The organism is Microvirga sp. RSM25 (genome assembly GCF_044784385.1).
GTDB classification, from domain to species: Bacteria; Pseudomonadota; Alphaproteobacteria; order Rhizobiales; family Beijerinckiaceae; genus Microvirga; species Microvirga tunisiensis.
In genome coordinates this window covers 1,704,566-1,726,124 of sequence record NZ_CP173039.1, presented here as the reverse complement: position 1 = coordinate 1,726,124, position 21,559 = coordinate 1,704,566, and the positions used below count along the sequence as shown (strand labels likewise).

18 protein-coding genes are annotated in these 21,559 nt (G+C 63.5%); 8 read left to right on the top strand and 10 right to left on the bottom strand.

Going from position 1 to position 21,559, the window contains the following annotated elements; all coding sequences use genetic code 11:
• The first annotated feature begins 5 nt into the window (after positions 1-5).
• The 4 genes from ACD578_RS08160 (at position 6) to ACD578_RS08145 (ending at position 3,756) form a co-directional block, all read left to right on the top strand.
• Positions 6-611 carry a CvpA family protein gene (locus tag ACD578_RS08160; RefSeq protein ID WP_404292200.1) on the top strand — a complete coding sequence of 202 codons (606 nt, stop codon included), beginning with the start codon at positions 6-8 and terminating at the stop codon, positions 609-611.
• Between the two features lie 110 nt (positions 612-721).
• The gene (gene purF, locus ACD578_RS08155) at positions 722-2,209 is read left to right on the top strand and encodes an amidophosphoribosyltransferase (RefSeq protein ID WP_404292198.1); all 1,488 of its coding nucleotides are present in this window, start codon (positions 722-724) and stop codon (positions 2,207-2,209) included.
• A gap of 8 nt (positions 2,210-2,217) precedes the next feature.
• Entirely contained in the window at positions 2,218-2,961 is a 744-nt protein-coding gene (locus tag ACD578_RS08150) for an SDR family NAD(P)-dependent oxidoreductase (RefSeq protein WP_404292196.1), read from the top strand.
• Between the two features lie 174 nt (positions 2,962-3,135).
• Positions 3,136-3,756: a LysE family translocator gene (locus ACD578_RS08145; protein WP_404292194.1), complete on the top strand. Its 621-nt coding sequence runs from the start codon at positions 3,136-3,138 to the stop codon at positions 3,754-3,756.
• 49 nt (positions 3,757-3,805) lie between these two features.
• On the opposite strand, the gene ACD578_RS08140 is transcribed toward ACD578_RS08145, so the two are convergent.
• Positions 3,806-5,005, bottom strand: coding sequence for a helix-turn-helix transcriptional regulator (locus ACD578_RS08140; protein WP_404292192.1), 1,200 nt, complete (start codon positions 5,003-5,005; stop codon positions 3,806-3,808).
• A gap of 261 nt (positions 5,006-5,266) precedes the next feature.
• On the opposite strand from ACD578_RS08140, the gene ACD578_RS08135 reads away from it, so the two are divergent.
• A complete protein-coding gene (locus ACD578_RS08135) occupies positions 5,267-5,824 on the top strand; it encodes a calcium-binding protein (protein WP_404292190.1) in 558 nt (185 codons plus the stop codon).
• A 370-nt stretch (positions 5,825-6,194) separates the two neighbouring features.
• Positions 6,195-8,594, top strand: coding sequence for an EAL domain-containing protein (locus tag ACD578_RS08130; RefSeq protein WP_404292188.1), 2,400 nt, complete (start codon positions 6,195-6,197; stop codon positions 8,592-8,594).
• 145 nt (positions 8,595-8,739) lie between these two features.
• Here the strand turns inward: ACD578_RS08130 and ACD578_RS08125 are convergent, their stop codons facing one another.
• The 4 genes from ACD578_RS08125 to ACD578_RS08110 all read right to left on the bottom strand — a co-directional run bounded on the left by ACD578_RS08125 (position 8,740) and on the right by ACD578_RS08110 (position 12,923).
• Positions 8,740-10,035: an ISNCY family transposase gene (locus tag ACD578_RS08125; protein ID WP_404292186.1), complete on the bottom strand. Its 1,296-nt coding sequence runs from the start codon at positions 10,033-10,035 to the stop codon at positions 8,740-8,742.
• 183 nt (positions 10,036-10,218) lie between these two features.
• Complete coding sequence (gene der, locus ACD578_RS08120; RefSeq protein WP_404292184.1) at positions 10,219-11,565, bottom strand: ribosome biogenesis GTPase Der; 1,347 nt, start codon at positions 11,563-11,565, stop codon at positions 10,219-10,221.
• A gap of 14 nt (positions 11,566-11,579) precedes the next feature.
• Positions 11,580-12,254, bottom strand: a complete 675-nt coding sequence (locus ACD578_RS08115) for a tetratricopeptide repeat protein (protein ID WP_404292182.1) — start codon at positions 12,252-12,254, stop codon at positions 11,580-11,582.
• A gap of 78 nt (positions 12,255-12,332) precedes the next feature.
• On the bottom strand, positions 12,333-12,923 hold the full coding sequence (locus ACD578_RS08110) for an NnrU family protein (protein WP_404292180.1): 591 nt from the start codon (positions 12,921-12,923) through the stop codon (positions 12,333-12,335).
• A gap of 300 nt (positions 12,924-13,223) precedes the next feature.
• Between ACD578_RS08110 and ACD578_RS08105 the strand changes: the two genes are divergently transcribed.
• Together ACD578_RS08105 and ACD578_RS08100 are read left to right on the top strand one after the other, a co-directional pair.
• Positions 13,224-13,841 (top strand): TRAP transporter small permease subunit, encoded by a 618-nt coding sequence (locus ACD578_RS08105; protein ID WP_404292179.1) that lies wholly within the window; start codon positions 13,224-13,226, stop codon positions 13,839-13,841.
• 45 nt (positions 13,842-13,886) lie between these two features.
• A complete protein-coding gene (locus tag ACD578_RS08100) occupies positions 13,887-15,782 on the top strand; it encodes a TRAP transporter large permease subunit (protein WP_404292177.1) in 1,896 nt (631 codons plus the stop codon).
• 214 nt (positions 15,783-15,996) lie between these two features.
• On the opposite strand, the gene ACD578_RS08095 is transcribed toward ACD578_RS08100, so the two are convergent.
• The 5 genes from ACD578_RS08095 to ACD578_RS08075 form a co-directional block, all read right to left on the bottom strand.
• Positions 15,997-16,353, bottom strand: a complete 357-nt coding sequence (locus tag ACD578_RS08095; protein ID WP_404292175.1) for an ArsC family reductase — start codon at positions 16,351-16,353, stop codon at positions 15,997-15,999.
• A 170-nt stretch (positions 16,354-16,523) separates the two neighbouring features.
• The gene (locus tag ACD578_RS08090; RefSeq protein ID WP_404292174.1) at positions 16,524-17,888 is read right to left on the bottom strand and encodes a hypothetical protein; all 1,365 of its coding nucleotides are present in this window, start codon (positions 17,886-17,888) and stop codon (positions 16,524-16,526) included.
• A 170-nt stretch (positions 17,889-18,058) separates the two neighbouring features.
• Complete coding sequence (locus ACD578_RS08085; protein WP_404292173.1) at positions 18,059-18,403, bottom strand: hypothetical protein; 345 nt, start codon at positions 18,401-18,403, stop codon at positions 18,059-18,061.
• Between the two features lie 217 nt (positions 18,404-18,620).
• Complete coding sequence (gene guaA / locus ACD578_RS08080) at positions 18,621-20,177, bottom strand: glutamine-hydrolyzing GMP synthase (RefSeq protein WP_404292172.1); 1,557 nt, start codon at positions 20,175-20,177, stop codon at positions 18,621-18,623.
• 53 nt (positions 20,178-20,230) lie between these two features.
• Positions 20,231-21,529: an RsmB/NOP family class I SAM-dependent RNA methyltransferase gene (locus ACD578_RS08075; protein ID WP_404292171.1), complete on the bottom strand. Its 1,299-nt coding sequence runs from the start codon at positions 21,527-21,529 to the stop codon at positions 20,231-20,233.
• Positions 21,530-21,559 lie beyond the last annotated feature (30 nt).

Genomic DNA, 21,559 nt, shown 5'->3' with positions numbered 1-21,559 from the left:
GGCCCATGCCCTTTTCCGTTCTGGACCTCGTCGTCATCGGTATCGTCCTGATCTCGGCTCTTCTTGCTGCCGTGCGCGGCTTCACCCGCGAGGTTCTCGCCATCGTAGCCTGGGTGGTCGCAGCCGCCGCGGCCTGGTACCTGCATCCGACGGCCCTGCCGATCGCGCAGCAATATATCAGCAGCAACACGGTGGCGCTCGTAGCCGCTATCGGCGGCATCTTCGTGGTGACGCTGATCATCGTCTCGATCATCACGGTGCAGGTCTCCGACCTTATCCTCGATTCGCGCATCGGCGCCCTCGACCGGACGCTGGGGCTGTTCTTCGGCGCGGCGCGCGGCTTCCTCATCTGCGTGATCGGCTGGGCCTTCCTGGGCTGGCTGCTCCAGGGCAAGGAGCCTGAATGGGCGGCCTCCTCCCGCACCCGGCCGGCAATGGAAAACACCCGTGACAGCATCATCGCGATGCTGCCTGAGAATGCCGAGGCCCTGCTCCAACGCCTGCGCAACAAGGAAGCGCCGACGGAAGCCGAGCCGGCCGAGCCCGACCCGCAGCGCCCGGCGGCGCCAGGCGCTCCCGCAGCTCCGCAGCCGCCCCAGCGGCGGAGCTGAGCCTTATCCTTCACGTTTCCGCCAGCGTCAGTTTAGCCATTGGCGTTCGGCCTAAGGCCGACTACATAAGGGCGGCGCCGGTGGGGGCGCGAATCCCAAGGATTTGATCGATGTCTGCTTTGTCAGAGACGTGGCAGGTCACCCCGAAGCAGGTCGACCTCGACCTCGACGGCGATACCCTGCGCGAAGAATGCGGCGTCTTCGGCATCTACGGACACCCGGATGCGGCCGCCATCACGGCACTCGGCCTCCACGCCCTGCAGCACCGCGGCCAGGAGGCGGCGGGCATTGTCTCCTACAATGGGTCGGTCTTCCATTCCGAGCGCAGGCTGGGTCTCGTGGGCGACAACTTCTCCGACCGGGCGACCATCGAGCGTCTGGAAGGCCTGTCCGCCATCGGCCATACCCGCTACTCGACCACGGGCGAGACGGTTCTGCGCAACGTGCAGCCCCTCTTCGCCGAGCTCGACGGCGGCGGCTTCGCGGTGGCCCATAACGGCAACCTGACCAACGGCCTGACCCTGCGCCGCAATCTGATCCGCGACGGCGCGATCTGTCAGTCGACCACGGACACGGAGGTGATCGTCCACCTCGTCGCCCGCAGCCGCAAGGACCAGGTGGTCGACCGCTTCGTCGAGGCGATCCAGAAGATCGAGGGCGCCTATGCCCTGGTGGCGCTCACCAACAAGAAACTGATCGGCGCCCGGGACCCGCTGGGCATCCGCCCGCTGGTGCTGGGAGAGCTCGACGGCCGCTACATTCTCGCTTCCGAGACCTGCGCGCTGGACATCATCGGCGCCCGCTTCGTCCGCGACATCGAGAACGGCGAATGCGTGGTGATCTCGGACGAGGGCATCAAATCCTTCCGCTTCGTGCCGGAGCAGACTCCCCGTCCCGATATCTTCGAATACATCTATTTCGCCCGTCCCGATTCCGTCGTGAACGGCCGCAGCGTCTACGACGTCCGCAAGGGCATGGGCCGCGAGCTGGCGCTGGAATCGCCGGCCGAGGCGGACGTGGTCATTCCCGTGCCGGACTCCGGCGTGCCCGCGGCACTGGGCTATGCCCAGACCTGCGGCTTGCCCTACGAACTCGGCATCATCCGCAATCATTATGTCGGCCGCACCTTCATCCAGCCGACCCAGTCGGTGCGCGAGCTCGGCGTGCGCATGAAGCATTCCGCCAACCGCGCGGCGATTGCCGGCAAGCGCATCGTGCTCGTAGACGACAGCCTCGTGCGCGGCACGACCTCGGTCAAGATCGTGCGCATGATGCGCGAGGCCGGCGCCAAGGAAGTGCATTTCCGCATCTCCAGCCCGCCGATCACTCATCCGGACTTCTACGGCATCGACACGCCCGAGAAGGAAAAGCTGCTCGCCGCTACCCACGATTTGGAGCAGATGCGCCAGTATATCGGGGCGGATTCGCTCGCCTTCCTGTCCATCGAAGGCGTCTACCGCGCCATGGGCGAGAAGGGCCGCAACCCGGCGCAGCCGCAATTCACCGACCATTGCTTCACGGGCGATTACCCGACGCCGCTGACGGACCTCACCGTCGCCACCCCGCGCCGTCTCGCCGTTCTCGCCGAAGCCGACTGAGCATCTCAATGGACAAGCCTCTCCTCAACCGCGTCGCGGTCGTCACCGGCGCTTCGCGCGGCATCGGCCGCGCCGCGGCGCTCGCCCTTGCCGAGGCCGGCGCGCACGTGATCGCGCTGGCCCGGACCCAGGGCGCCCTCGAATCCCTCGACGACGAGATCCGCGCCAAGGGCTCCTCGGCAACCCTCGTGCCGGTGAACTTGAAGGATTTCGAGGCCCTCGACCGGCTCGGCGCCGCGATTTACGAGCGCTGGGGCAAGCTCGACATTCTGCTCGGCAATGCGGGCCAGCTCGGCGAGCTCGCGCCGATCACCCATATCGACCAGCCGGTCTGGGACGAGGTGATGGCAGTCAACGTGACGGCGAATTACCGCCTGATCCGCTCCCTCGATCCGCTGCTGCGGGCCTCGGACGCGGGCCGGGCGATCTTCATCACGTCCGGCGCCGCCCACAAGCACAGGGCCTATTGGGGCGTCTACTCTGTGTCGAAGGCCGCCCTCGAAGCGCTGGTGCGCACCTACGCGGCCGAGACGGCGACGACCCCGGTCAAGACCATGCTGCTCAATCCCGGCCCGCTTCGCACCGCCATGCGCCGCACGGCCATGCCCGGCGAGGACCCGCTGACCCTGAAGACCCCGGACGACCTCGCTCCGCACATCGTGAAGCTCGCCCTGCCCTCGTGGACCGAGACTGGCAAGATCTACGACTTCACGCAGGACGGTAAGGTCATCGAGCCGCAGATGCCCGCCTGACGGATCGGCAAAAATATCTGCCTCCGCCCCAGCCTGAATGCTCCGCATCCACCAAACGGTGGACGCGGCGCGTTGCCGGTCGAGCTAGCGTCGAGTCTCCTGCAAGAGGCGGTGTTACGACCTGCTCGCACCAGGACGAACATTCGCCTCGACACGGCTCAGCGAGGCATGGTCATGACTGGCATGTCGGCATTCCTATCCGGGGCAACGGTTGGGTTCGTGATCACTGTGCCCATCGGTCCCATGAGTGTACTTTGCATTCAGCGCGCGCTGATCTATGGCGCCATCGCGGGCTTCGCCACCGGCCTCGGCGCGGCGACTGTTCTCGCGATCTATACGACCTGCGCCGTGCTGGGCGTCGGGCCGGCCGTCACCCCGGTCCTCGGCAACAGCCAAGCCTTCATCTCGGCCGCCTCCGCCTGCCTCCTCCTTTGGTTCAGCGCGCGCGTTCTCCGGCGGACCGTGTCGCTGACGGCATCGGTCGCGCAGGAACGAGGAGCCGTTTCGTCCTATTGCAGCGCCGTTGCCTGCGCCCTGCTCAATCCCCTGACGCCGGCCCTGTTGGCAGCCGTGCTGCCCGCCGTCGCGTCCCCCGCCCCGACGGCCGCCTCCACGATGATCGCAGGCGTGTTCGCGGCCTCGGTCACGTGGTGGCTGATCGTGAGCGGCAGCGTCGCCGCCCTGCGCTCGCGGCTGAACGTGACGGTCCTGAACCTCATCAACAAGGCCTCGGGCCTGGTCCTCGGGTTGCTGGGCGTGCTGATGGCCGCGAATGCGTGGGGGCTCAGTGTCTAGCGCAACGGATGGACCCCAAAAGTGCCACCCACCTTTCACATCCAATGCTCTAGCTCGGGCGACCGATATCTCCCTGCTGCTGCCAGGGCTGCCCGAGGTCGAGAGGACCGCCATGGACCGGCTGGGTCATCTGCATCGTCAACCGGACCAGCTCCGTCTGGCGGGACACGCCGGTCTTGGCGAAGATATGGTCGAGATGCGTCTTTGCGGTCGACCGGGCGATGCCGAAATGCTGCGCGGTTTCGGCCAGGGTATGGCCGGCCATGAGACTGTCCAGGATCCGGACCTCGGCGGCAGTGAGGCTGAAGGCCCTGGCGAGCAGGCCGATCCCTGTCTGCTCGTCGGGCACCCCGATGAAGATGGCCGCGACCGCATTGGGCTGCAGCCGCGTGCGCAGGTCTCCCGTCGCCATGGGAAGCACGTGGGCGTAGGCCGGCGGCTGATCGACATCCGTCAGGCGAATGGCCGTGCTCGTCTCGCCGGGGTGCGTCCCGTTGCGGGCGGCGAGCATGATCGCCTTGCGGAGCTCCCGGCTCGCCGACGACGCGGTGGCGGCCAGGACGCGGCGGATGCTCCGGATGGGGCCACCATTGCTCATCATGTGCTCGGCCGAGCGGTTGGCGTGCAGAATGCCGGAGCGCTCGTCGGTCAGCACGACCCCGCACCGGAGCGCATCGAGCGCTTCGGCCATGTGAGCACGCTCGATGGAGCGCACGTCGAGGATATCGCTGATCGTCACCGCCTTGCGCAGATGAGGCAGCAGCAGGCGGCCGAGTTCGATCTCGCGCGGTGTGATGACGCCCTGCCGGGCGTGCCTCCCCAGTCCAATCTCCGCGAACTGCCGATGCGTGTGCATGAGGAACATGTGCATGATGTCGACGATGCCCTGCGGCTTCAGGCATTCCTCCGCGTAGGGCGACGTCTGGACATAGTCAGGGCTGAGATGGACCGAGGTCACAAACATCTCGTCGATCGACGATTGCAGGGTCAGCCACTCGGTCAGCCGGGCGTTGATCTCTCCCACGTGCCGTTCCGACTTGATCCGCAGGAGGCCCGGCTCCCAGCCGGCGGCCTTGTTGATCAGGAAGCGGTTTTCGTGGAGATCGTTCAGGGTCAGGGACACGACGGCGCAGTCGAAGGTGTCCGCGACCTCCGACAGGGTCGGTTCCCAGCGGCCGGGATCGAGGGCGCAGTCGTAGATCGATCCGATCAGTTCCGACAGCTTGCGATGCGACAGCACCTCACCCATCGGCCTTCCCTCCTGGGCTGGACCTTTTCCCATCCGGCCACATCCATACCTTGGATGGGGTTATAGGGCGAAATTATTCCAACGAAACCCAAGCTGCGCAAGGGTTTCGGGACCGATCTCCTGTCTACGACCACGCTTGGGGCCGGATAAGGCATTTCGCCACAGGCAACATTTCCAAACGTCATATCATTGCGCTTACCATTGTTTGCTCTTATCCAGCGGTCCTTCGGACCAAGGCAGAATCGATTTGAGGAGTAGACGATGAGCGACAAGAACACTTCGCAATCCAGCTGGACATTTGCGGGCAATCACCAGGATGCGCTTTGGGCGGCCAACGCCCTGACCCTCCCGCCACAGGGAACGCCCCGCGCCGACGTGCTGAAAGGGACCGACAGCATCGACGGCTTCTATGGCATGGGCGGCAACGACACCATTTATGGCTACGGCGGCGGTGACGTTCTTGCCGGCGCTGCCGGGAACGACCGACTCTATGGTGGCACCGGAGCGGACACCTTCTTCTTCGATACCAAGCTGAACGCGAAGACCAACGTCGACCGCATCATGGATTTCGACCCGACTGAGGACATGATCAGCTTGTCCCGCCACACGTTCAGCAAGCTCAAAGCGGCCCGCACGTTGAAGGCGGACGCGTTCCACGCCGGCAAGAAGGCTCACGACGCGTCGGATCGCATCATCTACGACAAGGGTACCGGCAGCCTTTACTACGATCCCGACGGCACGGGCGCGGCGGCGCAGATCAAGTTCGCCGTCCTGACCAAACAGACGTTGCTGACCTTCAAGGATCTCTCTGTCATCTAATGGCAATTCCGAGAGCCAAGACCAGCCCCTCCGGATCGGAGGGGCTTTTTCTGTTTGAGGCCCGGCGAATATGTGGACCGGCCCATGACCCTGTCGGTGTCATCAGCCTCCGTTAACCCTGCTGCCCGATAAACGTCTCCCCGTGCCCACCCTTCGTTGACTTGGCGAGGCGATGTCTCATCTTACCGGGCGGGACAATTTCCCGAAATCCATGGCGGATTGGGGCTCACCTGGGCGAGCCGGTCCAAAGGCATGATGCCGCCCCGCCATACCGGTGAGAGACCGGATTTTTCTTAAGTTCAATCTCCGATTCCGACAGGCTTCCCTCGTGCGCGACATCGCTGCAGCGGGCCGTCTGCAAAGGTTCATAATGCTGACCGTCTATGATTGCATCGTTTCCGAGCACGATCTCCGGCTCGTCGCCCTGGCGGCCCTGGTCTGTGCGCTGGCATCGCTGACGGCGGTCAACCTGCTGCATCACGTGCGCCGCTCCGGCCACAGCAGCCGTATCGTCTGGCTCGGCATCGCGGCGGCCTCGACCGGCTTCGGCATCTGGGCCACGCATTTCATCGCCATGCTGGCGTTCTCCCCGTCCCTGCCGACCGCCTACAACGTCGTGCTGACGGTCATCTCCCTGATCGCCGCCGTCGCGCTGACCGGCATCGGCTTCGGCGCCGCGCTCCTGCCCGGGCTGGCGGCCGCGCCCTGGATCGGCGGCGCCATGGTCGGCGGTGGCATCGCCGTGATGCACTATACCGGCATGGCCGCCTTCGAAGTCGCGGGCACCATCGCGTGGGATCCGGCGCTTGTGGCGTCCTCGATCCTGCTCGGAGGCCTGATCGGCGCGGCTTCGCTGTTCGTCGCACTTCGCAGCTTCTCGCTCCGCTCCAAGCTCGTAGGCGCGCTGCTGCTCACGGTCGCGATCTGCAGCCACCATTTCACCGCCATGGGAGCGGTCGCCATCACGCCCGATCCCGCGATCGCGCTCTCGTCCTCATCCATCCGCACCGAATGGCTCGCCATCGGCGTGGCGTTCGTCAGCCTCGCGATTCTTCTGCTCGCCGTCGTCGCCCTGAGCCTCGACATCCGGGAGCGCCGTCGCGCGTCGCTCGAGATGGAGCGCATGCGCGATCTCACCGATGCGGCGGTCGAGGGCCTCGTTCTCTGCAACGGCGATACCATCGTGACGGTCAACCAGAGCTTCGCGCGGCTCGCCGGCCTCACGTCCGATCAAATCGTGGGTCAGTCGCTCGCCGCATGGATTCCGGACAGCTCGAAGCGGAATAAACTGTTTGCGGCTCTCGGACAGGCCGTCGAAACCGAGCTGCGGAACGGCGACGGCACGCTGCTCCCCGTGGAACTGATCGCCCGCCAGATCAACTACAACGGCGCTCTCCACAACGTGGTCGCGTTCCGCGATCTGCGCGACCGCCGGAATGCGGAGGCCCAGATCCGCTATCTGGCGCATCACGATCCGCTCACCGGCCTCGACAACCGCGCGAGCTTCGATCAACGCCTGGACCGCGAGATCCGCTTGCATCGCAGGGCCAAGCGCCAAATGGCGCTACTGTGCCTCGATCTCGACGGCTTCAAGGAGGTCAACGACATCTACGGCCATGCCACCGGCGACCGGGTACTCCAGGACATCGCCAGGCATCTCTCGTCGGTTCTCGTCGACGGGCAGATGCTCGCGCGCCTCGGCGGCGATGAGTTTGCCATCATCGCTCCTCTCGTGACCGATCCCGTCCAGGTGGGGCAGCTCGCCGACACGCTGCTGAAAAGCCTCAAATGGGACGAGGACGGCGTTCCGGCCGGACTCGTGTCGGTCAGCATCGGCATCGCGCTCTATCCGTCCGACGCGAAGGACCGCACGGAGCTTCTCTCCAGCGCCGACGCGGCCCTGTACCGCGCCAAGACCGAGGGCAAGGGGACCTACCGCTTCTTCGAGGCGGCCATGGGAGCGCAGATCCGGGAACGCCGCAGCATCGAGCACGATCTGCGCAGCGCCGTCGCCAACAACGAGCTGAGCCTGGCCTATCAGCCGCAGGCGCAGGTCGACACGGGAGAGGTCAACGGATTCGAAGTTCTGCTGCGCTGGACCCATCCGACGCGCGGCAAAGTCCCGCCTTCGATCTTCATTCCGATCGCGGAGGATAGCGGCCTGATCCTGAAGATCGGCGAATGGGTGATGCGGGAGGCCTGCCATGAGGCCGCCGCCTGGATGCGTCCGCTCACCATCGCGGTGAACGTCTCGGCGCTGCAGTTGACGAGCGACGGCTTCGTCGAATTCGTCCAGAGCACCTTGAGTCAGACGAAGCTTCCGCCGGAGCGGCTGGAGATCGAGATCACCGAGACGGCGCTGATCCGCGATCCCAACCGCGCGCTGCAGACCCTGCAGAAGCTGAAGGCGCTCGGCGTCAACATTGCCATGGACGATTTCGGCACGGGCTATTCCTCGCTCTCGAACCTGCGCGCCTTCCCGTTCGACAAGATCAAGATCGACCGATCCTTCATTCAGGCGGTTCACACGAACCCGCAGGCGGCCGCCATCGTTCGCGCCGTGCTCGGGCTCGGGCGGGGCTTAGGTCTTCCCGTGATCGCGGAAGGCGTCGAGACGTCCGAGGAGTTGCGCTTTCTCGGACTCGAGGGATGCACTGAGGCGCAGGGCTACCTGTTCGGCCGCCCTGCCCCGATCGCGGAATTCGTGCCGCTGATCAACGATAACGTCGTCGTGCTGCCGCAGCCGCTCCGGCGAGCGGCCGCCGATTGAATCTGCCTTGCGTACCGCTCCGGCCGGGAGAGTTTCATTCCCGGCCGGAGCGAGGCGAAGGGGAAGGGAATCTGTCAGAACTCATTAGACAAGTCACTGATTGTCCTTATTTGAGATGTCACCTCTGGGAGTGACTGCTGAGAGCTCAGCCCACCTTGAACAGGCTCTTGGCCTGCCCTCGCCGGCGAGGTGCTTTGCGGCTGCGGCTCATGTCGAGCTCCTTCTGCCGCTCGGCGATATAGGCTAGAACCGGCCCCAGCCGCTTGTTCTCGACAACTGCCGCCTGCTCCACCTGCTGGCGGCGGTCAAAGGTTCTGTACGGCAGCTCCAGGCCCTTGTGCTTGATGGCAAAGCGCCCATCCAGATAGTCGTAGACGGTCACTCGCTGGCGGGCGAGGGACAGCGTGATCGCGCTCGGCTCGAGAATGAACAGCACCTGGTCGTACTGCAGGGTCAGACTGCGCGAGACCGTCCGCTCCTCCCGCCAGGCGAACACGTCATCCAGCTCATCGTCTTCGCTGAGCGGGCGATGCAGGTCCTTGTCGCTGTAGGGCGCTTTGGCAAAGCGGCGGTTGAAGTCCGCCATGAACGCCGGCAGGAAGGCATTGCCCGCCTCAAGGGTTGAGATCCCAGCCAGACGCAGCTCCTTGACCAGCCGGTCCTGCAAGGTGCCATTCGCGCGCTCCACGCGGCCTTTGGCCTGCGGAGCATTGGCGCAGATGATGTCGATGTTGAGCTGATGCAGCGCCCGGCCGAACTGGGTCATGCCGTCACCTCCCACGGCTCCTCTGCCGTTGACCCGGAAGACGGCGTGCTTGTCGGAGTAGAACGCCACCGGCTTGCCGTAGGCCTCCAGGTACTCCCGGGTCGATCGGAAATAGTCGAAGGTCGACTCGGTCTCGACGAACTTCAGATGCATCAGCCGGCTGGTGGCATCGTCAATGTAGACCAGCAGCGTGCAGGGCGGACCACGATCCTCAAACCAGTAATGCTCGGAGCCATCGATCTGGACGAGTTCGCCGACGCAATCACGCCGGTAGCGCGGCTGGTGCACGCGCTTGAGCCGCTGTTTGCGGTCCTGCCACAGGCCCGCCGCGAGCATCCAGCGCCGGATCGTCTCGACGCCCAGATCGATGCCGTGCCGCTCGGCGAGCTTCTCGCAGGCAAGGGTTGGACCGAAATCGGCATAGTTGGCCGTGATGAGCGCCAGCACCTCGGCGCGCAGCGCCGCCGGGTAGGAGCGGTTGCTGAGCCTGCCGCGCCGGCGCGACACCAAGGCCGCGGGACCGCCGGTCTGATAGGCCTTGAGCAATCGGAACACCTGACGCCGTGTGATCCGCAGCAACTGGGCAGCTTCATTGACCGTGATGTGCTCTGCCATCACGTCGCGCAGAACATGCATCCGGTCGATCTCGGGACGGCTCATGGCAAGGACCACCATAGAAACGAAGCTCTCTGCTGCAAATGACACCGGGAGGAGGTGACATTTGTAACGAGGAGAGCGGTGACATCTCTATCGAGGACCTACAGAAGGGGAAGGGAATCCATCTACCTGTACCGCGTTATGGATCCCCTTCCCGACCCTTACGGGCCGCCGGGGATGACACGGCGGCTCAATACGCCCCTACTTCCGCTCCTTGTCGAACGGGTTCTGCCCCATGCGCAGCGAGATGCGGATAGGGGTGCCCGGAAGATCGAAGGCTTCACGGATGCTGTTGACGAGATAGCGGGTGTAGCTCTTCGGCAGGGCGTCGAGCTGATTGCCGAAGACTGCAAAATGTGGCGGGCGCGATTTGATCTGCGTCATGTAGCGGATCTTGATCCGGCGGCCCGACACGGCGGGCGGCGGATTGGTTTCCAGCGCCTCGGTAAGCCACTGGTTGAGCCGCGCAGTCGAGATGCGGGTGTTCCATTTTTCGTAGACCTGGAGCACCGCCTTCATGAGCGGATCGATGCCGCTGCCGGCCAGCCCTGAGAGCGGCACCACCGCTGCGCCGCGGACCTGTGGCAGCAGGCGGGTGGCCTTTTCCTTCAGGTCCGCGAGCAGGCCCTTCTGGTCGGCCACGAGATCCCACTTGTTGATCCCGATCACGAGGGCGCGGCCTTCCTGCTCCACCAGATCGACGATGGAGAGGTCCTGCTTCTCGAACGGGATCGTGGCGTCGAGCAGAACCACCACCACCTCGGCGAAGCGCACGGCGCGAAGCGCATCCGCGACGGAGAGCTTTTCGAGCTTGTCCTCGACTCGGGCGCGCTTTCTGATGCCTGCCGTGTCGAACAGCTTGATGGAGCGTCCGCGCCATTCCCAATCGAGCGAGATGGAATCGCGGGTGATGCCGGCCTCGGGGCCCGTGAGCATGCGGTCTTCGCCCACCATGCGGTTGATGAGGGTGGACTTGCCGGCATTCGGGCGCCCGACGATGGCGATCTGCAGCGGCTTGTTGGGATCGTCCTCTTCTTCCGCTTCCTCGTTCGGGTCGGGGAAGAAGGGCATCAGGGCCTCGAAGAGATCGGCCATGCCCTCGCCGTGCTCGGCGGAGAGCGGGACAGGATCGCCGAGGCCCAGCGAGAAAGCGTCATAGGCTCCGGCCATGCCGGCACCGCCTTCCGCCTTGTTGGCGATGAGGATCACGGGCTTGCCGGAGCGGCGCACCATCTCGGCGAAGGGCCGGTCGGCGGGCAGAATGCCGACACGGGCATCGATCACGAAGAGGATCACGTCGGCGTCGCCGATGGCGGCTTCCGTCTGCGCGCGCATGCGGCCGAGCAGGGATTCCTCGGTCGCTTCCTCGAGGCCCGCCGTGTCGACAATGCGGAATTCGAGGTCGCCGAGGCGCGCCTCGCCTTCGCGCCGGTCGCGGGTCACGCCCGGCCGGTCATCCACGAGCGCCAGCTTCTTGCCGACGAGACGATTGAAGAGAGTCGATTTGCCGACATTCGGCCGCCCGACAATGGCGACGGTCGCCGTCATGTCTTTATCCTATCTTACTGAGTCGCCTGCACCGGACCGCCCGCCACGAGGGCGGTGTAGACGGCAAGACGCTGCCTCAAGGCAGACGGCGTCTCGCGATCGGCGGCGATCTGGTCGAACCAGCGACCGGCATAATCCATATCACCGGCCTTAAGGCCGGACAGTCCTAAGAGTTCCCGTGCCGAATGGCGCCAGGCTTTGGTAGGCGCGGCGAGCGGCTCCGCGGCCTGACGCAGGGCTGCAGGTTCGACCGTATCGATGCGCAGCCAGGCGGCGCGCAGGCGCGCGAGATCCTTCCAGAGCGGCGGGACGGAGGCGTCGTTGGCAAGTGCGTCATAGGCCGAAGCGCCGTTTTCGGCGTTCTGCTGGCCGAGTTCAGCCGCAAGGCGGAAGCGGGCGAGCATGGCATAGCCGGTGCCGCCGTCTTCCTTCACCACAGTCTCGAAGGCTCCCTGAGCTTCCTGCCCCTTGTCCTCGGAGGAGAGGCGCAGAGCCTCCTCGTAGCGCACGGCAGCCTCCTGCGCCCGGGTCTCCTGGGTGTGCTGCCAGAAGCGCCAGCCGCCGACGCCGGCCACGATCAGAAACACGACGGCAATGATGATTCCGTTGTAGCGCTTCCAGATCTGAGCCATCTGGTCGCGGCGGTATTCCTCATCGACTTCGCGAATGAACTCGTCCTTCGGGGCCATAAAACTCTCGCGGCCTCAAGCCGCCTCCTTCATCGAAGACGGTCGCCTAACACACACGCCCGCACAAGGCGAGAGGGTTCATGCCCGCATGAGCAGGACGGGAACCCCGATCAGCCAGGGATGGAGCCAGAACACGAAGGCAAGATAGATCGCCGTGCCGATGACCACCGCCAGCACATCGTTACGCCATCCGGCAGGCGCCGCAGTGCCCCCATGCTGAGCCGCCACGTCCCGACGCTTGGCGCTGATGCGGGCGAACACGGCCCAGACCAGGAAGGAGCCGAAGAGCAGGATCGAGCCGAGATCGCCGTTGGCAAGGAGGTGCGCCAGGGCCCAGATCTTCACACCGGCGAGCATCGGGTGCTTGAGCCGCGCCTTGATGCGACCGGGCAGATAGGCCGACGCGAGGCAAATGAAGGCGAGCCAGACCAGAATGAGGGCCAGATGCCGTGTCCAGACCGGCGGATCCCAGACCGGGATGTAGCCGCTCGCACGATATTGGCCGTAGCCGATGGCGATCAGGACGATGCCGAGAAGGGAGACAAGGGAGTAAAGGCCCTTGTAGGGGCCCTCGCCGATCCGGGCGATCAAGGCTGCTCGATTGCGTCTCGCCATGCTGATGGAATGCATGCCGAGAAAAATCACCAGACCGACAACGAGCAGCGTCACGGGCGTCCTCCGGAAGATAGGAACTTATAACCACTACAGTCCGGAAATCCAATCAAAGCTGACGCTTGGAGAGCGTCGGCAGAATGAATCCCCAGCAACGCCCGGCCGCAAGTTTCCGACGTTCATCAAAGCCTTGCACTGCCTAAACTTTTAACAGCGGGGTACCTTGCAGCATGAAAATTTCTCCGCTACGGACCGCCTCAAACCTTGCTTTAGACTAAATCGGCTCTAGCGACGCCGCCCCAAGTCCGATAGCTAGGCCGCAAGATTATCAACCAACAAGTTCTAAGGGGGAGACAGGTGACGGCACTTCTTGGGCTATCCCGTGTCATCGACTCTATCAACGAGCGCCTCGGCAAGGTCGCTGCCTGGGCCATCGTGGTGGCCATCCTGGTCTCGGCCATCAATGCCATCATCCGGCGCATCTTCGGCGTCTCGTCCAATGCCTGGCTTGAGCTGCAATGGTACCTGTTCGGCGCCGTCTTCATGCTCTGCGCCGCCTGGACGCTGAAGGCAAACGAGCATATCCGCATCGACATCATCTCGAGCAGGCTCTCGAAGCGCGGCCGGGACGGGGTCGACGTGTTCGGACATCTCTTCTTCCTGTTCCCCTTCGTGGCCCTGCTGCTTTGGCTGTCGGTTCCCTACTTCCTCAACTCGTACCGCTCCGGCGAGGTCTCTTCGAATGCCGGTGGCCTGCTGATCTGGCCGGCCAAGGGCCTCATTCTCCTCGGTTTCATCTCGATGTTCTTCCAGTGGCTGAGCGAGCTGATCAAGCGCGTCGCCATCATGCAGGGCAAGCTTGTCGACGAGGAGGCCAGCGGGCACAGCGTCGAAGCGGAAGCCGAGCGCCTCATCGCGGAAATCGGCACCATCAACACCCCCGGGACCGGCGGCACGCCCCCGGCGACGGCGTGAGCTGATCGTTAGGCGCCCGTTTCAAGTTTTCCGGAGTTTTCATCAATGGCTGCATTGATTGCCCAGAACCTCGCGCCGATCATGTTCGCGGCGCTCGTGGTCTTCCTTCTTCTCGGCTACCCGGTCGCCTTCGCGCTCGCTGCGAACGGATTGCTGTTCTTCTTCATCGCCGTGGAGCTTGCTCCCTACGCGCCCGATACCATCACGCTCTCCTGGCCGCTCCTCCAGGCCCTGCCAGACCGCATCTTCGGCACCATGTCGAACGAGGTGCTGCTCGCGGTCCCGTTCTTCACCTTCATGGGACTTGTGCTGGAACGCTCCGGCATGGCGGAAGACCTCCTCGACACCATCGGTCAGCTCTTCGGACCCGTGCGCGGCGGCCTCGCCTTTGCGGTGATCTTCGTGGGCGCGCTGCTTGCCGCCACCACCGGCGTAGTGGCCGCCTCCGTGATCTCGATGGGCTTGATCTCGCTGCCGATCATGCTGCGCTACGGCTATGACCGTCGCCTGGCTTCCGGCGTGATCGCGGCCTCGGGCACGCTGGCCCAGATCATTCCGCCCTCGCTCGTTCTCATCGTCATGGCCGACCAGCTCGGCCGCTCCGTGGGCGACATGTACGAGGGCGCGTTCCTGCCCGGCCTGATCCTGACGGCGCTTTATGCCGGCTACATCATGCTGATGGCGATCATCTATCCGAAGTCGGCCCCCGGCCTTCCGCCGGAAGCCATCGGCTACCGCGAGCCCGATGGCGCTCGTGGCGTATGGCAGCTCGGCATCCTGGTCGTGTTCTCGGGCCTCGTCGGCTACTACGTGCTCTCGCAGACCGGCACCAAGGCCGGTGCGGACTTCGTGATCCTGACGATCTGCGTGGCAACCGTGGTGGCGCTGATCTGCGCCCTCATGAACAAGATGCTCGGCGCCAAGCGCATTGCCATCTCGGCCGTCCTGGTGGCGCTTCTGGTCGCCGCGTATGTCTACCTGCACACTCAAAACCACGAGGGCTTGGCGCTCACCTTCGAGATGATCCTGGCCGGCGCGATCTATGCGCTGGTCGTCGGCATCGTCGAGCGCTTCACCGGCTTGCGTCTCATGTCCAACATGGCGCAGCAGGTCACCTTCGTGATGGTGCCCCCGCTGCTGCTGATCTTCCTCGTGCTCGGCACCATCTTTATCGGCCTCGCGACGCCGACCGAAGGCGGCGCCATGGGCGCGCTGGGCTCGGTCATCCTTGCGGCTGTCAAGCGCAAGCTCGACAACAACCCGGCCCGCTTCAACTGGACCCTGGTCCGTCAGGCAACGGAGGCGACCGCGAAGCTCTCGGCCTTCGTGCTGTTCATCCTGATCGGTGCCCGCGTGTTCTCGCTCACCTTCTACGGCGTGAACGGGCACATCTGGGTCGAGCACCTGCTCACCTCGCTTCCGGGCGGACAGGTCGGCTTCCTTGTGGTCGTGAATGCCCTCGTGTTCTTCCTGGCCTTCTTCCTCGATTACTTCGAGCTGGCCTTCATCATTATCCCGCTCCTCGGGCCCGCGGCCGACAAGCTCGGCATCGACCTGATCTGGTTCGGCGTGATCCTGGCCGTGAACATGCAGACCTCGTTCATGCACCCGCCCTTCGGCTTCGCCCTGTTCTTCCTACGCTCGGTGGCCCCCAAGGTGCCGTATCTCGACCGCGTGACGGGCAAGAGGATGGAGCCGGTGACCACGGGCCAGATCTACTGGGGCGCCGTCCCCTTCGTGATCATCCAGCTGATCATGGTCGGTATCGTCATCGCCTTCCCTGGCATCGTCACGCACTACAAGGGAACGGGACCGGCGGTCGATCCGGCGGCGGTCCAGAAGAAGCTCGACGAGCTCCTGGTCCCCGGCCTCGGCGCTCCCGGCAGCGAGCCGGGCGGCCTCCCCGGCCTGAACTTCGACGAGCCGCCGAAGATCCAGTAAGGGCCATTCAAGCGACCATTGAAAAAGGCGGGCTTTGCGGCCCGCCTTTTTGTTTTGATAGTAGGGAGTCTGCTCAAGCGTTGCCAACCACACTATGTCATCACCGGCCTCGTGCCGGTGATGACGTACTGTGACACGCTGCGCTTTTCAGAAACGAGATGGCCGGGACAAGCCCGGCCATGACGAAGCAGCGTGGATGTATCGATGCTCCAAACTATTCAACTGCCTTCTCATAAACCTCCGGCTTGAAACCGACGACGATCCGCCCGCCGAGATCGAGCACTGGACGCTTGATCATGGAGGGCTGATCGACCATGAGCGCGATGGCCTTGCGCTCGTCGATGCTTGCCTTCTCTGCATCGGGCAGTTTGCGGAACGTGGTTCCCGCACGGTTGAGGAGCGTCTCCCAACCGACATTGCCGGCCCAGCCTTCAAGCTTCGCGCGGTCGATGCCGTCCACCTTGTAGTCGTGGAATGCGTAAGGCACGCCCTTGGCATCGAGCCAGGCGCGCGCCTTCTTCATCGTGTCGCAATTCTTGATGCCGTAGATTGTCACAGCCTGCCTAATCATGGCTCACTCACTCTTATCTTTCAGGATAACCAGACCTAATTGTTCCTGTCAGATGAATGGGGATTTTAGACTCAGCTCTGAATCTTAACCATGCTGAGAATCTCATCTCTGCCTGCCTTAGCGGCTGGAATAAGAACCATCGGAATATTCCGGCTATAAACGTTCGAACACTACTCAGCACGAGGACTCCTCAGCAGTGCTTTGAAGTCTTCCGCCCAATGTGGATTGAGTTCCATGCGGAAGATCTGGGTCCGCGCACTGCGAAGGAACTCTACGAAGGCCGCATCGCTTCCATCCTTCAGAATATCAGCGCGACGTATCGAACCTGTCGCATGGGTTTCTGAAGCCTTCAGGGCGCAGATGTCACGCACCGCACAGCCAAAGCCGTAGAGGACACCGTCCAATTTACTTTCGGGTGTCCCGTCGAAGCTCTCTTCGATTTTGAAGAGCGCCTCGGGGCAACCTCGATGCGCCTCTGCGACAATGAGCCCCCCGGCTGCTATACCATACGCCGTTCGAAGTTTCTCAGGGGCTCGATGCGGTGCTAACTTTCCATATAATGCAAGCTCGATACCGCCACGGACAGTAACTTCGCTACGCAGACTGAGTTCCTCGACTTTACCGTTGTCGATCAGACTCTCGATACGTGCCAGTGCCTTTTCTGAGAGTTTCGACCAATACTGTATGATTGGCTCAGGCGCCGGCGCAGTTCCGTCTCTAAGACTTCGTGCCAGCCTGACGAACATAATTTGGCGAGCAACCAAGCCCGAACCCTCAAGCGGAACTGAAGCACGCTTCTCGCCGCGCGGGAGTCTCGGCAGAAGACGGCGCAGCACCATCAACATCTCTGTATATTCTAGGGCATCAAATAAGATGCTGAAGAGGACATCAACAGGTATACCAGCTGTTGATGCAGCATCGCTCGCGAGGATCACGCCGAGTGCGTCGGACTGGGCCTCCTTAATCTGCTGCCTCTGCATGTCATGGAGCAGACCCACCATTTTGGACATCTGGATTGCGTGCCCGTTGGGCTGGCCGTCATCATCAAATTTCTGGATGATCTCGGGGAGCAAGAATCGCTCACGGGGGATGCCGCCATTCTTGTCCAGATGGCTCCCCTCATAGCAGGTACAAACCCAATCAAAGAGCGGCGCAGCGCCTGGATTGAAAGCCTTCTGAAGTATATGGCCAATCTCGTGACCGGTGATGAAGCCGAGCACGACTTTAGCCTGCATGATATCGATCAGAACTTGGCTGACAGCCTTGGGCCTATCGATGAACAGACCGCTACCAGTGTGCGCACAATATTGACGCAGCCGCGCATTGGCACGCTCGCTCATGGCTGCAGCGAGCACTAGGTCTCCATCATCGTAAAAGACCTCAGCGGCACGGATCATGAACTCGGCATAGCTGAACAGCGGGAGTTCAGCCCAAAAGCCTCGCGCTAGCAGTAGCTCGATCGCATTCGCTTGCTCGACGTCGACAAAGGATACATACTTGCTATTGTGCCCGATGACGACGCTCGACCATTGCATCGTACTGACCGGAAGAAGGTGTACGAATGGTCGCGCCTCGGGATAATGCGCATGAAGGAATCGCAGAGCAGTACGGATCGTTCGACGATCACTGGCCCTAACACTTAACGCATGCGTGCGCCTAAGGCGGCTTTTGATCGCCTCCCAGTCAGGTCGCGCTAATTGCCCCATTAATCATCCTTGCGCGCATCGATTATATCAATAATTTCCTTGATCTTAGAGGGCTTTAGGTTCTTGAAACGTATCTTTTCCCCGTTCTTCTCATACTCGAGCTCACCGCGCGCCGCGATGACATAACCCATTGCACCCGACACCAAGGGGGCAACAACAGGTGTCAGTTCAACAATCCATTGCATCAGAGTTGCACCGTCGAAATTTTCGATTTCAACGGGATCTTTCAGGTCCTGGCTCGGTTCCAATGCTTCGGCGAGCCGCAGATCCTTCCAATGCTGCTCGAAGGCCCGCGCATCCTTGGTAGGGATGCTGATCAAAAGACTTTCTGTCTGCAATGACATAACCGGTATTCTCCATGGCATGCAAGGCTCTCGAGCGCTTATCATACGGGCATTAAATGCGTTGCGCGCGCTTGTTGGATTAGCCGTAGGACAGGGCAGGATCGGGCCTAGGGTACATCGTTATAGGCAATATGGGGGCTCAGCCCACTGCTGCGTGACTTCCGTACATGGTAGCCCCATTCGCCATCTCGGATGACGGACAATGTCGCGGTCCATGCTACTCCCACTCGATGGTGCCGGGCGGCTTCGACGTGATGTCGTAGGTGACGCGGTTGATGCCCTTCACCTCGTTGATGATGCGGGTCGCGACCCGGCCGAGGAAGCCCATGTCGAAGGGGTAGAAATCCGCCGTCATGCCGTCGATGGAGGTGACGGCGCGAAGCGCACAGACGTGATCGTAGGTGCGCGCATCGCCCATGACGCCCACGGTCTTGACCGGCAGCAGCACGGCGAAGGCCTGCCAGATCTGATCGTAGAGGCCCGCGTTGCGGATCTCCTCGAGGTAGATCGCATCCGCCTTGCGCAGGATGTCGAGCTTTTCGCGGGTGATCTCGCCGGGAACGCGGATGGCGAGGCCCGGACCCGGGAACGGATGGCGCCCGACGAAGGCATCGGGCAGGCCGAGCTCGCGGCCGAGCACGCGCACCTCATCCTTGAACAGCTCGCGCAGGGGTTCCACGAGCTTCATCTTCATGCGTTCGGGGAGACCGCCGACATTATGGTGGCTCTTGATGGTGACGGAGGGACCGCCGGTGAACGAGACGCTCTCGATCACGTCGGGATAGAGCGTGCCTTGCGCCAGAAAGTCCGCCCCGCCAATTTTCTTCGCCTCCTCGTCGAACACGTCGATGAAGAGCTTGCCGATGGTCTTGCGCTTGACCTCCGGGTCCGACACGCCTTCGAGCGCACCGATGAAAAGATCCTGCGCCTGCACGTGCACGAGCGGGATGTTGTAGTGATCGCGGAAGAGCGTGACCACCTGCTCGGCTTCGGCCGCGCGCAGCAGACCGTGATCGACGAAAACGCAGGTGAGCTGGTCGCCGATGGCCTCGTGGATCAGCACCGCGGCCACGGCGGAATCGACCCCGCCCGACAGGCCGCAAATCACCCGGCCGTTGCCGACTTGGGCACGGATGCGCTCGATGGCCTCCTCGCGGAAGGCCTTCATGGTCCAGTCGCCCTTGCAGCCGGCGATGTCGCGCACGAAGTTGCGGATCAGCTGGGCTCCCTGCGGCGTGTGCACCACCTCCGGGTGGAACTGCACGCCGTAGAACTTGTGCTCCTCGTCGGCCACGACCGCGAAGGGAGCGTTCTCGGACGCGGCCAGAACCTCGAAGCCCTCCGGCAGCTTGGTCACCCGGTCGCCGTGGCTCATCCACACGGGATATTTCTTGCCGACCTGCCATACGCCCTGGAATAGCGGGCTCTCCGTCAGCACCTCGATCTCGGCGCGGCCGAACTCGGAATGGTGACCACCCTCGACCTCGCCGCCGAGCTGCGCCGCCATGGTCTGCTGCCCGTAGCAGATGCCGAAGATCGGAAGGTCCGTGTCGAAGAGTTCCTGGGGTGCACGAGGCGAGGCATCGGTCGTGACCGATTCAGGGCCGCCCGACAGGATCACGCCCTTCGGCTTCATGGTCCGGATCGCCTCGGCGGCCTTCTGGAACGGCACCACCTCCGAATAGACGCCATCCTCGCGCACGCGCCGTGCGATGAGCTGGGTTACCTGGGAGCCGAAATCGACGATGAGGATCTTATCGTGGGTCTGGGTCATGGCAGGTTCTTACGGCTTTCGGGGTCAGGACAACAATCGAATTGTGAGGCTTTTCATGGGTTTCGCACCAGGATCGCAACGTAAAAGCCGTCGGTGCCGGTCTTGTGCGGCGTCAGCTGGAGCCCATGGGCGGTCGGTCGGACGACGTTCCTGAGATGGCCGAGCTGCGTCTCATCGAGCGCCCTGTCGAGCGACACCGGCGTGAAGCCGGCGTGGTTCTCCATGAATGCTGAGAGCGCATCGTCGTTCTCTTCGGGCAGGATCGAGCAGGTGATGTAGACGATGCGCCCATCCGGCTTCACCAGGCGCGCGGCGCGGTCGAGCACCGCTGCCTGCTCGTTGCGCCGAACCTCCAGGCTGCCGGGTCGAAGGCGCCATTTGGCATCTGGATTGCGCCGCCAGGTGCCGATGCCTGTGCAGGGCGCATCCACAAGGACGCAGTCGATCTTCCCGTCGAGATCCGTGACCGCATCGGCCTTGGCCCGTGGCGTACGGACCTGGACGTTGCGGACACCCGCGCGCGCCAGCCGGTCATGGATCGGAGCGAGACGGCGGGCGTCGTTGTCGGTGGCGTAGATCTGGCCGTGGTTTTCCATCTGGGCTGCGAGCGCCAGGGTCTTGCCGCCGCCGCCGGCGCAGAGATCGACCACCTGCTCGCCGGGCCGGACGCCGGACAGGAGCGCGACGAGCTGCGAGCCCTCATCCTGGATCTCGATCCAGCCTTTCAGGAACTCGGGCTCCGACTGCACGGCAGGGCCCCGTCCGTCCTCGCCCGGGGCGATCCGCAGGCCGAGTGGCGAGAGCGGCGTCTCGACGGCGTTAAGGTGCGGAAGGGCATCGTGCGCCTCCTCGCGGGAGGACACTTTCAGGGTGTTCACCCGCAGATCCAGCGGGGCGCGGGTCGTGAGCGCCTGCATCTCGGGAACGAGATCGTCCCCGAACAGGCGCCCGAGCGACGGCTCAATCCAATCCGGGAAGTCGCCGGCCACGTGGGTCGGCGCGTCGCTGAGATCAGCTTTCTCGAGGCGTGCGCGCTCATCGGCCGTCAGCGGCTCCGGCGCGAAACGCTCACCCGAGCACAAGGCCGCAATGGCATCGGGGTTCAGCCCGCGCTGGAGCTTCAGCATGCCGAGCACGACCGCGCGAGGCGTGCCCTCGCCCATGATCCAGGCGGCGGAGGCCTTCCGGCGCAGGGCGTCATAGACGAGACTCGCGATGGCGGCCCGATCCTTGGAGCCTGCGAAACGATGCGAAAGGCCCCAGTCCTTCAGGGCGTCGGTCGCCGGGCGACGGCGGGCATCGATATCGGCCAAGACCTCGACGGCGGCGGAGATGCGGGCGGCTGGTGTCATTGAAAAAGCACACTTAAGCTTGGCCGTATA

Coding starts and splice junctions, on each gene's coding strand:
- ACD578_RS08160 (WP_404292200.1), top strand. CDS start 6: ATGCCCTTTTCCGTTCTGGACCTCGTCGTCATCGGTATCGTCCTGATC.
- purF (WP_404292198.1), top strand. CDS start 722: ATGTCTGCTTTGTCAGAGACGTGGCAGGTCACCCCGAAGCAGGTCGAC.
- ACD578_RS08150 (WP_404292196.1), top strand. CDS start 2,218: ATGGACAAGCCTCTCCTCAACCGCGTCGCGGTCGTCACCGGCGCTTCG.
- ACD578_RS08145 (WP_404292194.1), top strand. CDS start 3,136: ATGACTGGCATGTCGGCATTCCTATCCGGGGCAACGGTTGGGTTCGTG.
- ACD578_RS08140 (WP_404292192.1), bottom strand. CDS start 5,005: ATGGGTGAGGTGCTGTCGCATCGCAAGCTGTCGGAACTGATCGGATCG.
- ACD578_RS08135 (WP_404292190.1), top strand. CDS start 5,267: ATGAGCGACAAGAACACTTCGCAATCCAGCTGGACATTTGCGGGCAAT.
- ACD578_RS08130 (WP_404292188.1), top strand. CDS start 6,195: ATGCTGACCGTCTATGATTGCATCGTTTCCGAGCACGATCTCCGGCTC.
- ACD578_RS08125 (WP_404292186.1), bottom strand. CDS start 10,035: ATGGTGGTCCTTGCCATGAGCCGTCCCGAGATCGACCGGATGCATGTT.
- der (WP_404292184.1), bottom strand. CDS start 11,565: ATGACGGCGACCGTCGCCATTGTCGGGCGGCCGAATGTCGGCAAATCG.
- ACD578_RS08115 (WP_404292182.1), bottom strand. CDS start 12,254: ATGGCCCCGAAGGACGAGTTCATTCGCGAAGTCGATGAGGAATACCGC.
- ACD578_RS08100 (WP_404292177.1), top strand. CDS start 13,887: ATGGCTGCATTGATTGCCCAGAACCTCGCGCCGATCATGTTCGCGGCG.
- ACD578_RS08095 (WP_404292175.1), bottom strand. CDS start 16,353: ATGATTAGGCAGGCTGTGACAATCTACGGCATCAAGAATTGCGACACG.
- ACD578_RS08090 (WP_404292174.1), bottom strand. CDS start 17,888: ATGCAATGGTCGAGCGTCGTCATCGGGCACAATAGCAAGTATGTATCC.
- ACD578_RS08085 (WP_404292173.1), bottom strand. CDS start 18,403: ATGTCATTGCAGACAGAAAGTCTTTTGATCAGCATCCCTACCAAGGAT.
- guaA (WP_404292172.1), bottom strand. CDS start 20,177: ATGACCCAGACCCACGATAAGATCCTCATCGTCGATTTCGGCTCCCAG.
- ACD578_RS08075 (WP_404292171.1), bottom strand. CDS start 21,529: ATGACACCAGCCGCCCGCATCTCCGCCGCCGTCGAGGTCTTGGCCGAT.